We start from the raw sequence: 12,483 nt of genomic DNA, 5'->3' as shown, positions 1-12,483 counted from the left end.
CTACTTAGGGTCTGCTGAAAAAGTTTTTCGTGGGGGTAGGGTGTGGGGTGTGGGGTGTAGGGTTTTACCCATTTTCAGGGGGTCAATTACCTAATTTTCAGGGAAAAAGTGCCTAAATTTCCCCCTCGATTACCCCAAGATCTGGCACTTTTTGAGGGGAAAAAAGTCTAAAATTCTTATCCAACAAGGTTTTTAGATTTATTCAGCAGACCCTACTTAGTAAATGTACAGTTTATGCAGTAAAAAGGCAATGAGTGGAGTCCTTAATATTAATATTGCTGAGTCGGTAGAAGAATTAAAATCCTTTTCCGTGAGGTATTTTGGTGCGGTATGTCGGATTTGCTGCTTAATTATTGGGAATTAATGAAATCTTGAGGATGAACGATGGTAATATTGGGGACAGGGATAAAGTCATCAGAATTAAAGGTTAGTAAATGGGTAATGTTAGAAGCTTTCATGACAGCAAGAAGCCTAATATCATGAGTGCGTTTTCCTTTAATGTTGTAGGTGGTAACTAATTGAAACCAAAGGGGAAAAATATCTGGGCTTTCTTCTAATAAAAAAATTGAGATAAAATTTGGTTAATTTCGTGTTGTGTTTTTTGTGTAGTCCAACCTAGTCCATTAACATCCTTAGGGCGTGTTACTACAACCCAAAATTCAATTAAAATTTGAGAAGTAATCAAACATTCTCCTCCTTGTCTAATAATCATGTCAACAACATTCATGATTAGGGGATAACTTGATGAGTTAGGGTCACTAGCTCGTAAGAGAATGTTAAGTACCTAAGCAAAATTAATTACACATATCTAACCACCTCTTGCCTCTTGCCTGTTGCCTCTTGCCTATCTTCACTAGGAAATTAATTTTGCACGACTACTTAGTATCCAGTAAATATTGAGTCATTAATCTTCATACATAGTGTCACGGTGTAAAGCTTCATCGGGTAAAGGGGGATTATTAGAGGAATGGCTTTGTACTCAACTCATCCATTTAGCGGCTCGCTGTTCAGGGGTAAGAGTCGGCTCTGGCAAAGGAAGTGAAGTTTTGGGGATGAGAGATTCGGTGAAGGATAACACTTCTTGTTGTTTTTCTAAGGGAAGTTTTCTTAGGTTTTTAATGATAACTTGTTCAATGTTCATTTGACTTAGACTAATAGGCAACCAGATAAATCATATCTCATGCCGCAATTTCTCTATATTTAATAAATCTTTACATTCTTCTCCCCAACTGGCGATTAATTTTGGCTTTTTGATTGTACTGATAGCGATCGCCCCCCTCACAGTTAGGTCAAGCAACAGCCCAACCCAACGCCAAGGGCGGACAGCAAAAAAATACACACTACCGCACCAAAAACTGTATCTTAAGCTACGATTTAATAAATATTTACATTCCTCTCCCTAGCTTAGGGATTTACTGGGGAAGGAGTCTCAGGTGGTTTCCTCTGTCTTACTTGTATAGTCATTTCAATTAAGATTGAGAATATCAATCCCAGAGTTCATAAGGGTTTTGTCGGTCTAGAGTGTATCAGACTTATCTGAAATGACTATAAATATCACCACGAAGACTGATCTCAGTGATGATGAAAAGCTGTTCTTCTCGATTGACTTGTATAATCCCCCCTGTAGGTTGGGTTGACCGAAGGAAAACCCAACAAGGCATAATTCGGTGGAGTTGTTGGGTTTCGTTCCGAGGGCCCGACCTACGAAACTGAATTTTCCCCCTTAAATTTTAACTTAAATATGGTGCGTTCCCCATGATCAAACGATGGAGTAACAAGGATTGCATCAGGGAACGCACCCTACCAGCGACAGAGCGATCGCTCTTGAAGCAATTGTCAAAACGCCCACACCATCGGTCAAAGCAAGGAGGCATCGCCGCCGGGGCTGTCTCTTTCATCGCCGCTCTCTCAACGTCAAGTGCCGACTCGGCAGCGATTATACTCGATTTGATCTGTATTGAGCGTTCAAGTCCCATTAGTTTTATCTTCAGCAATCTTATGGAGAACAAAAACATTATCTTGCTTTAAAAGCAGCCATCTTGCAAAAGGATAGCGTTTGACTTCTTTATAACCTTCGAGCAATCCAGAAGAAATCATGTAGTCATCACGATTTACCCACCAGTAACTTTTACCCCGCTGCTTCTGGTATTTTATATCGTTTAAATACCAGCCATTAAATTCGTATCCCCCATCGATATATTCAGGAGTAACTCCCTGTTCCATCAAATCATTTAAGGCTTGCCACCGAGTTCGGTTCCAGGCTAAGTAGTCATGGGTTGCAGCCATAGTAAATCCGCCCCAAATAAAGACCATTGTCAAGGCAAAAGCAGTTATTTTTTTGCCAATATCTCGTTCGGCAATGTCCTTGTTTAAAATTACTATAAAGACCATAAATAATGGTACAAGCAGCAAAAAATAACGATCAAAAGCATACTTTATTCCCAAAAGAAAAAGATAAACTAATATCGTAGAAATTATTAGTAAATTCAACCATTTTTCTGATTCAGAAAAGGTTTGCAATATCCCTGAGCATAAATAGTAAAGCAATAAGAGCGCTCCAACTACACCAATCGCCGTCATCATCAACCAAAATATTTTTAAGCCAAGGGAATAGGGGGGATAATTTACCTTCAAGATATAAGTATCTCGAAGGGTTAAAGGGCCTAAGCCAAAATAAACTAGGACATTACCGATGAAGGGCATAGTTTTGCCTTGCCAAATCAATTTACCCATCACGACAACAAAAAAGCTAGATAAAGCTAAGAGCGTTATTCTTTGGTGTTGGCGCGATATTTCCTTAAATTTTCCAGAAAAAAATATCGCTATGAATGGGAAAATAAAACAACCAATTGAAATAATTAGAATATGGTTGCCAAAATCTAATTTTTGCATATTGATCAACACATTCTCCATTATTAAAAGAGTCCGCTCTTTAGATTCAAGCCATTGTTGATACAATTTATAGAGTAAGATTACCAAGGAAACCATCAGAGAACTGCCCAACAAAATTTTTAATTTTATTTTTTTTGTCCAAAAGATTGCTAGGGCAAGGAAGACTAAACAACTCAGGTATATAATTGAAATCATTAAAATGTGGTTGCCGAAATCTAATTTTCCTATAGCTATCAATACCTTCTCTGCTATTATAGTCAGGGTATTCTCTGCTGTTAAAGGCATGCGTCCTGTAGAATAAAGCCATTTTTGATACAGTTCATGTAGTAAAATTCCTGATAAAAATATCAGGGAACTGCCCAATAAAATTTTTAATTTAAATCTTTGTTTAAACGAGTATGCCAGGGCAAATGATAAAAGAATCACTATGGCGTATTGGCGAATCAAAATATTGATATAAACTAGGCAAAGACCCAGAATAACTTCAATTATTGATTCCCGCTTCAATCCCCTGATAAGAAAATAGAAAGATAGGACACTTAAAGCCACAAAAGGAACGTCGGTCATAAAGCTGTTAGCTAATCCAAAGTATAGAGGATTAACCACTAGCAGCAAAGCACCCAACAAAGAGATTTTCTGATTGGCATTAACTTCTCTAAGCAGCAGGTAAGTACCAATCGCACCGATTAATCCTAAGGTTAAAGTTGAGAAGCGTAATGCGGTAAATGAAAATCCAAAAGGAAGGCAAAATAAGGCTCCCCAAAAGGCTTGAAAAAATAGGTTAGTATGGGCTGGACTGGGAAGGCGGAAATCACCTTTCTCCAGAATCGATTTTACTGCCAGTCCATAAACCCAGTCATCATTAAGAGGAAAATTACCCAAAGGATTGACGACAATTACCATCACAGTCCAGAGCGCAATAATTATTAAAATATTGACAATATCAGCTTTTTGGGGATGACTAAAATAAATCCAACTCATTACATCTGTTTTGTTCATGGCTCTAATCTTACGAAAGGAAAATAGCGGAATTCGAGTAATTTAGTCACGACTGCTCGTGTTGCTCCGAGAATAGCGACTCGCACTGGCCGAGACAGGGGGCTGACTTGCGGGGAAATTTAGGCACAAAACACCAAGATAACATGGCGAAGTAAGCTTCATTTATCTCTGACGCGGAGGGGGTTGTCTGTTTCATTGCCAATCTCTCAACGTCAAGTGCCGACTCTGTAGCGATTATGATCGATTTGATCTGTATTGAGCCTTTAAGTCCCAATAATTGCTCTGTAGTGGATATTTCTACAAATTTGAGCTGCAACCCAGCCAATGAAGGTTAAAGATTGCTTGATAGATGGGATTATGGATCCGCAGCCGGCCTTGGTCTTTGATCACTAACCCCGATAAAAGTAACTCTTTTTCTGGGGGGCTATCCTCGGCAATCACCTCTTTTTCCCTTAAAATCCGTTCATAGAGTCTCAGGAGCAACTGGGAGCGATGACTGTTGAGAAGTCGATCTCGAATAGTCCGCAGATGTTCCGGTTCATCCTGAGCCTCCCAATTGTCAATGATCTTCTTCTGTACTAAGTCCTCAATCCAGGAGGCCTCACCATTGGGGGGAATCGGTGAGGTGGCGGTACGAATTAACTGACAGAGTTTTTGGGTCAGAAAAGGTTGACCGTTTGTCCAAGCAAAGACTTCTTTTAAGACAGTTTGCGGGTTACTAACTTTCTCGGCCAATCCGCGCAGTAAAGGCTGGGCTTCGTGTTCCTTAAAACCCTCCAATTGAATCGAATGACCGATATTAAAAGGGGTGATTTGGTGGTCAGTAATTAAATCGGAGGGGGTGACAACACCGAAGAAAGCGAAGGTCAAACGCCGATAGAGCGGGTTAAAACCGCGCTGGTTATAGCAGGAACGAATCAGGGCAAAAAAGTCATTAACCGCAAAATTTAAGCCCAAAACACTATCAATTTCATCGATAAAAATCGCGATCGGTTTCGGGGGAGAACCTTCCACGATCCCCACTTCCAGCAATAACACCTCTTCGATAAATTCGCCCAAGCGCTGCACTGCCGAGACATCTTCCCGTTCTTGCCACCAAGCTTTGAGATTGACCCTTTTGAGCAGGCCAAAACGTCGCCCTAACTCGAAGGCTATCCCCTTGTACCATTGGTCGGGAGTGACATTTTCGCTGCCGATGCGGGTTAAATCAATGGGAGCGCAACAGACCCCCTCGTGTTGGAGGTGGTCGATCATGCGTACCATTAAACTAGACTTACCCATTTGACGGGGATTGAGAACATAGCAAAAATCGCCGCGTTTGAGGGCTTTATAGAGATAACGGTCGGCGGCGCGGACCACGTAGGTGGGGGCATCCATGGGTAAACTGCCCCCCACTTGGTAGTCAAAGGTGCTAGATTCTTCGGTACTTCTGAGCAGTTCATTTTCAAACAGTAATTTTGCTTGGGTGTCCTTGAGAATTTCTAGGGTTTGGCTGAGTTCTAGGGTGCGCTCCTGCACTTTCTGTTCGAGGGTGCGGCTATACTCGGCCAATTCTTCGGTAAAGCGAATCCGTTCCGCTTCTGCCTGTTTTCGTTCGGTAATATCGGTAAAAGCGGCGATAGCATAGATAATTTCTCCTTTTTCGTCAAAAACGGGTGTGGCATACACTTCTAGGGGGATAATCTTCTCTCCTTGGTGAATTTCTAGATCATCCATCGTGTTTTTTTCCCCCCTTAAAGCTCTGACAATCGGCTGGTCTTCGGTGGGATACAATCGATCGGTTCCACCTTGATATAACTGATAGGTTTCCCCCAACTGATTAGCCGTGGTGATATTAACTATCCCTTTTCCCAAAATCTCTTGGGCGGTTTGATTGGCATAATAGGGTTGACTGCCAGCATCGAGGACGAATACCCCCACTGGCATGGCTTCTAAAAATTGCGCTAGTTGTCTCTGTTTGGCTTTGATTTCAGCGTAGAGTTTGGCGTTAGTAATTGCGATCGCCGCTTGGCTGGAGAGCAGTTGCAGCACTTCCAATCTTTCTTGGGTAAAGGCCCCGACGGTGAGATTATTTTCTAGATAGACAATTCCCCGCAGTTGTCCTTGGTCGAGGAGGGGGGAACAGAGCAGCGATTTGGTTTGATGGGTTTTAATATAGGGATCGTTGCTAAAATTGCCCTGATGGGCGGCATCGTTATTAAGAACGGTTTGACCGCTCCGGGCTACATAGTTAATAATTGAGACGGGAAGATGTTCTTCGATGGCATTAGATTTAAAGACTGTCACCCTGTCTTCCTGCACTGAACCGGAGGCTTCAATCAGTAGTTGTCCGCCGCTTTCTAGGATAAGATAGCCCAGCTGCGCCCCAGCATTTTCGATGAGAATTTTCATCAGGGTGGCGAGTAATTGATCTAAAACTATCTCGCTAGAAATGGCTTGGGATGCCTTCATAATCGTGGCTAAATCTAATAGTTCTCCGGCATGACTAACTGAATTTTTTCTGGTGGTAGTTCTCGTGGTTTCGGTCGGGGAATTAGAACCATAATTATTGACCATTAACTGAGAATAGCGGCTTTCTATATCTTTGACTTTAGCTGTTGCTCCCCAAAGAGAATAGAGATAAGCAGCTTCATTGATGTAGGTTTTGGCAATTTTTACTTTACCCCAATCGAGATAGAATTTCGCCGCTAGTTCGTTAGCCAGTGCCTCTTCATTAATGTATTCATTTTCCTTGGCTTTAGCGATGGCTAGATCGTAGTTTTCTATGGCTTCTAGATAGGAGCGCTGCACCCGCTCCTTTTCCGCTTGCACTAAATAAAATTTATGGAGATAGTTAGGGGGTGCTTGATTAGCCCATTCCCGCAGCTTTTTCTGATTATTTGTCACCCGTTCTAATACCTGCTGTTTTTGGTCATTTTCCAGATGATTATAAATAGCTAAATGGGCGAGGGAATCATAGAAATTATGCAGAGAAATCAAAAAAGTGGCGGTAGCTCCTCCTAGATAATTTTGGGCTTGGTTAGCATTTTCGATGGCTTGTTCGTACTGTGCAAATAGATAACAAAGGTATAATTTATTAACAAATAAAGCACAGAGACCGTAGAGATCATTAGCCTCTAGATGGTACGGTAACATAACAGTTTCTTGATAGTATTGTCCTTCTAAAAGACCGGGATTTTCCGAGCGTCCCAGCAGATTTAAAACTGTTTGTCCGTAGATTTTTAGATAGTTGCGGGGGTTTTCTTGTTTGAGCTTAACAAAAGCCAGATCATAGTTAGCTATTTCTCTGGCTAATTCTGTTAATTCCTGTCCGATAAAGGCGGAATGAAAACAGTAAAGATAGGCGCAGGTTGTTCCGTAGTAGAGATCGCCCATTTCTAAACCAGTTTGATAGGAAGATTTTAACAAGGACAGGGAATTTTTAATCGGTTCTTTCCAGATACTAATAGTGGTGGAAAAGACGGCAATTATTTTCGGCATCAGGGCTTTGGCATGAAATTTATCAGCAATGTTTAAAGCCAATTTTCCAAATTGATAACCCGTTTTCCAATCGTCTAAAAGACCACAAAGAATTAGTCCATAATTAACATAAGTAAAAGCCGCTAGATAACTGTTGCCGTACTGAATTGATAAGTTAACCTGTTTTGATACTAGGATGGGTAAGAGATGAGGGACGGCAATAAAAACAGGAGAAAATATGGCAGCCGATATCTTCATTATTGCTAATTTTTCTTCTTCATTTATCGGCGGTAAAGTAATTAAATCTTCGATATTTTTACCCGCTAATTTTTGCCGAGTTTTAGTGAGTTCTTCTTGGATATCTGATGATTGTAAGGATTCAGGAATCTCGAAATCTAAGCTTTTGAGGACAGATAAGCCAATTTGTACCGCTTTTAGTTCTTGATTTTGGGCGTGATAAGCTTCGATGATTACTTCATAAACTTTTATTTTATCTAGGGTGGTTTTTGCCCGTTTTAATACGAGATTAGCCCAGCACTGCATCTGCTCAAAATCCCCACTTAAATAGGCGATTTCTGTGGCTTCAGAATAAATATCTAAAGTCAGTTGATAGTTATTTTTCCAGCTTGATTTTTTGAGAAGTTTTTGAGCAATTTTAATATATTTTAAGGCTCCAGTTTGGGCATTAGCGGCTTTGGCTTTTTGGGCTGCTAGTAAATTCAATTTAGCCACTGACTCTCGTTCTTTTTCCTCGCTAATTAGTCGATAACCAAGATTGAGATGATCGACTATTTTAAAAATCTTTTCCGATAATTCGTTGACAGAAGTATGCTGCCAAAGTAGGCGACCAATTTTTAGATGAATTAAAGATTTTTTGCTGTCTTCGATGAGAGCGTAAGCTCCTTGTTGAATGCGATCATGAGCGAATTTATATTCTTGAATCAGTAATTTTTCATCTAATTCGGAGAGAGGAATAATTAAACCAGCTTCGCTACTATAAGTTAATATTGGTAAAAGTTTTAGAGGTGATTTTTCAGATATAACTGCCAGACTATTTAAATTAAATTCTGAGCCAAGACAGGCCGCTAAACTTAAAATTTCCTGGGTTTCGGGGGGCAATTTCTGCATTTTGCCCATCATAAATTGAATCAGATTGTCGGTACTGCCAATCCTTTGAATTTGGCCGAGATGCCATTGCCAATAGCCCCTATTATTATCGGTTTTAGTGGTTGTTTGCTGCCCTGGTTGGAAAAATAGCAAATTTTCCCAGTAGATAGTTTTGAGAAATTCATTGACAAAAAAAGGATTCCCGTGGGTTTTTTGCCAGACTAAAGCGGACAAAGATTGCACATTTTCTGGTGAATGATTTAATGTCTCTGCAATTAACTGATTGACCTGTTCAAGCTCCAGAGGTCTTAAAATAACTTGATTGATAATTATGCCCCCCTGCTCTAATTTATCGAGAGTAGCGGTTAGGGGATGGGTGGAATTAATTTCATTACTGCGATAGGAGCCAATTAAAAATAAATAGTCCATATCGCCATCGAGCATAATTAATTCTATTAACTGGAGACTAGCCAAGTCTGCCCATTGCAAATCATCGAGAAAGATGACCAAGGGATGTTCTGGAGAACAAAAGACCCGAATAAAATTTTTAAAGACTAAATTAAAGCGATTTTGAGTAGCGATCGCTCCTAATTGTAACACCTCTGGTTGTGGACCGATAATTAATTCCAGTTCAGGAATCACATCAAGAATAACCCGTGCATTCGTCCCCAAAGACTTTAAGAGTTTTTGTCGCCATAGTTCCAGTTGTAGCTGACTTTCCCCCAAAAGTTGCTTGACGAGATGAGTCAAAGCGCTAACCACGGCAGCATAGGGAATATCGCGCTGAAACTGGTCAAATTTACCGGAGATAAAAAAGCCGCGTTTTTCAGTAATTGGCCGGTAAATTTCCTTAACCAGGGTGGTTTTACCCATGCCAGAATAACCCGTAACTAGCATCAGTTCGGTGTGAGAGGAGTTTTTATCCGCCGTGGCTACCCGTTGAAAAGCAGTGAGGAGAGTGGCGATTTCTGCCTCCCTACCGTAGAGTTTTTGGGGAATTTGGAACTGATTGGCTAGATCTTGCCTAGCGATGACAAAATCATCAATTTTACCCGTTGTTTCCAGTTGTCTTAAACATTCTTCTAAATCTGCCCGAATACCATAGGCACTTTGGTATCGTTCCTCGGGGGTTTTAGCCATCAGTTTCCTGATGATTGCCTCCACCACCGGGGGAATTTCCTCCCTGACGAGACTATTAATCTCCAAAGGTTGTTTTGCCAGATGACAGTGAACTAATTCCAAAGCATCGTTAGCCCGAAAAGGTAATTGTCCGGTGAGAAGTTCGTAGAAGCTAACGCCCAAAGAATAAAAATCCGTGCGGTAATCGAGACTGCGATTCATCCGTCCGGTTTGTTCGGGAGAAATATAGGCTAAAGTCCCCTCTAGAACGTTGGGATTTTTTAGCCCCGGATTTTCCCGCCGCAGGACGCTGGCAATGCCAAAATCGATGATTTTAATTTGTCCGGTTTCGGGGTTAAGAACTATATTGGCAGGATTAATATCTTTGTGAATAACCTTGGCGTTGTGAATTTTCTCTAAATTAGCCACTATTCGGAGTGCAAGGCTCAAAAAGTCCCTTAAGAGCAGAGATTTGCCCCCTAGCCATTTTTTTAAGGATATACCCCCGAAATCTTCCAAAATAATCACGGGGGTTCTGCGGTAGGTTTCTAAGCCATAGGCTTTAATCGCCCCCTCGAAGTTGAGGCCGCAGATGGTTTTATACTCCTGTTTGTAGTGGGTTAGTTCTTGGGCGGTAGGATATTCTTGCTTGAGGATTTTGAGCATAACGGGTTGATTATCGGCGGTGCGAATAGCCCGATAGACTTCTGAGTTAACGCTTTCGTAAACCTGGGCGAGAATGTCGTATCCTTTGAGAACAATCATTTTTTTACTTGGCGATTGTAAACGGCTGCGGGTCTCCCCAAGAAAAATTCTACGGGAACTAAAACAAGACTCCGCAAGGCTGACAGGACTCGATTTACCTGTGAGACGGAAGGACGGGGAGAAGGCAGCACCTGCTCGAAATACTCAGAATGCAAGGTAAAACCAAAGTGAACATCTTCCGGCAAACTCAGTTTAGCAATCGGTCCGTCCTTGAGATTGTCAGGGTTAAATAACCAAGCTTCTAATACTTTGGTCGGGGTTAAAACCGTCGTAAACAGATAGCCCTGTTCTTGGGGAATAAACTGAATGCTATCTAAAATATAGCCATCGGGACAAACATAAAAATCCAGTAGTCCCCGACCTAAATGTGATACATGAGTATCACTGGCTTTTTGTTCTTGGTTAATCTGTTGACTTAACTGATTCCAATCTTTATCGAAGGGAACCTTGGCTAATACCGAGGGCAAGTCATGACAGGGAAGTTCGGCATCGCTGAGGATGCGATTACTCTGGTCGCGAAAATCCATATACTGACGACGACAGATTAATTCGCGCACATAACCGAGATAAATTTGATAAATGGTGCTGTATCCCTGTTCCGATTCCCGCGGGTCGGCGGTGTAGAGACTGGTAGAGAACCACCCCGGATGGATGAAAGCTTGTTCGCTCATCACCCTGGCATCTTCGATAACCACTTTGCGCAGCACTCCGGGGTCAAAGGAAAACATCCAAGGAATGCCGTGGTATTCGGGGGGATAACTCTGACCGGTAAAATGTTGGATATCGTCTTTTTCGATCGCTTCGGTTAAACTAATAGTGGCGTGTTGGATGGCCACCAGCTGAATTTGACCGTTGATACTATGGTAATTACAAAGGAAGTGATAACTGTCGCCATTGAAGGTAATTAATCGCGAGGGAACGGTGGTTTCTTCTTCCTTGAGATCTTGACGGTTAACCAGATAAATTTGAGTTTTCGGATAGGTTTCTTCGGGCTTGATTCTGATACCTAATAGTTTGGCTACTCCCATCTGAAAAGGCATATCGGGAATCATGATATAATCTTCGGTGACGATGACCGAATGGGGGCTACCATCGAGGGTAGTTCCCTGTAGTTTCCAAGGTTTAAGTTTTTTTTGTTGATCCCAAAGAACAATATACACCGAGGAATCTAAATCTTTTAACATACCTCCCGATGCAAGTTTTAGCTTTAATTCACAGGTGATAAATTCTTTGGTCTTTTTGTCGTAGAAGGGGTGAGCGGTATTTTCTAGGACTGGGAAAACAGATAAAGGCACGGAAACAAGATGTTGGTCAAAATAACCAATCGGAGTGATAGTATCAAGGGAAACGGGGTCTACTTCCCAGTAACGTCCCGCATCGGCAGTGAGAATTAATCTGGTTTCTTCTAGTTGTTTATCTTCGGCAACTTTTTCTAGTTTAACCATAGCAGTATTCGCTATTTCCGAAGAACCTAAAATGCTGACCACGGCGGGAAAAGTGGCTTGACTAATATTAAATATCGGTAAAACTTTTCGCCAAAAACTATCCCAAGTTTTTAGTTTTTTACTGTAAACGTTAACTTGATTATTTTTACCTTGCAAGTCCCATTTAATAATTACACCTTCGCCAGAGAACAAATGACGGTCATTTTTTCTATGAAAAGGACAGACGATAAAAACGTATCCCGACAGATTTTCCGGCCAATGTCCCTCAGTAATTGTGGCGACTGCCTTATATAAATTGTTCTCATCCGGCCGACCGAGTTGCGAGCGACTAAAATTACTAACGTTGACAGTATTTTGGACAGTATCTCTGATTGACATATTCATAAGTAGAGTTTGCGGCAAAAAGTTTGTTGGTGGGGTTAGTAGCCGGTCGTCGGTCGTCAGGAGATAGGAGTCGGGAGCCAGTATTTAGGAGCCGGTAGTCAGGAGATAGGATTCAGAAGTCAGGATTCAGGAGCCAGGAGACAGGTTTTAGGTGTTGGGGTTTTGGGGTTTTAGCTGAGAGGGGGACAAGCGAGCTAGAAGGTAGATAGGGCAAGCGATATCGCTCTTTGTCCTTTGATGTAATCCTTCAACCGATAGCGGCTAATTTGCATTAGCTCTTCTATATTTTTTTGGAACATTTGATGTAGCCCGA

Annotated in this window: 4 protein-coding genes and 2 pseudogenes; all 6 read right to left on the bottom strand. The window is 41.5% G+C overall.

Annotated features, from left to right (window positions below):
* Positions 1-350: 350 nt before the first annotated feature.
* A pseudogene (locus IM473_RS14095) lies at positions 351-775 on the bottom strand (type II toxin-antitoxin system VapC family toxin).
* Between the two features lie 129 nt (positions 776-904).
* Positions 905-1,141, bottom strand: a pseudogene (locus tag IM473_RS14090) (hypothetical protein).
* 589 nt (positions 1,142-1,730) lie between these two features.
* A complete protein-coding gene (locus tag IM473_RS14085) occupies positions 1,731-1,976 on the bottom strand; it encodes a hypothetical protein (protein WP_287660084.1) in 246 nt (81 codons plus the stop codon).
* Positions 1,966-3,891, bottom strand: a complete 1,926-nt coding sequence (locus IM473_RS14080; RefSeq protein WP_287660063.1) for an ArnT family glycosyltransferase — start codon at positions 3,889-3,891, stop codon at positions 1,966-1,968. Before IM473_RS14080 ends, IM473_RS14085 begins: the two co-directional genes overlap by 11 nt.
* 297 nt (positions 3,892-4,188) lie before the next feature.
* Positions 4,189-10,341 (bottom strand): AAA family ATPase, encoded by a 6,153-nt coding sequence (locus IM473_RS14075; RefSeq protein ID WP_287660062.1) that lies wholly within the window; start codon positions 10,339-10,341, stop codon positions 4,189-4,191.
* A complete protein-coding gene (locus IM473_RS14070; protein WP_287660061.1) occupies positions 10,338-12,170 on the bottom strand; it encodes a carotenoid oxygenase family protein in 1,833 nt (610 codons plus the stop codon). Before IM473_RS14070 ends, IM473_RS14075 begins: the two co-directional genes overlap by 4 nt.
* Positions 12,171-12,483 lie beyond the last annotated feature (313 nt).

Source organism: Microcystis sp. M015S2, from assembly GCF_020245945.1.
Lineage (GTDB): Bacteria > Cyanobacteriota > Cyanobacteriia > Cyanobacteriales > Microcystaceae > Microcystis.
Note: the sequence above shows the minus strand (reverse complement) of the source record. Positions and strands in the feature narration are given on the sequence as shown.

What these genes read in the sequence shown, in the direction of transcription:
- IM473_RS14085 (WP_287660084.1), bottom strand. Translation starts at nt 1,976, where the DNA reads ATGGGACTTGAACGCTCAATACAGATCAAATCGAGTATAATCGCTGCC.
- IM473_RS14070 (WP_287660061.1), bottom strand. Translation starts at nt 12,170, where the DNA reads ATGAATATGTCAATCAGAGATACTGTCCAAAATACTGTCAACGTTAGT.
- IM473_RS14080 (WP_287660063.1), bottom strand. Translation starts at nt 3,891, where the DNA reads ATGAACAAAACAGATGTAATGAGTTGGATTTATTTTAGTCATCCCCAA.
- IM473_RS14075 (WP_287660062.1), bottom strand. Translation starts at nt 10,341, where the DNA reads ATGATTGTTCTCAAAGGATACGACATTCTCGCCCAGGTTTACGAAAGC.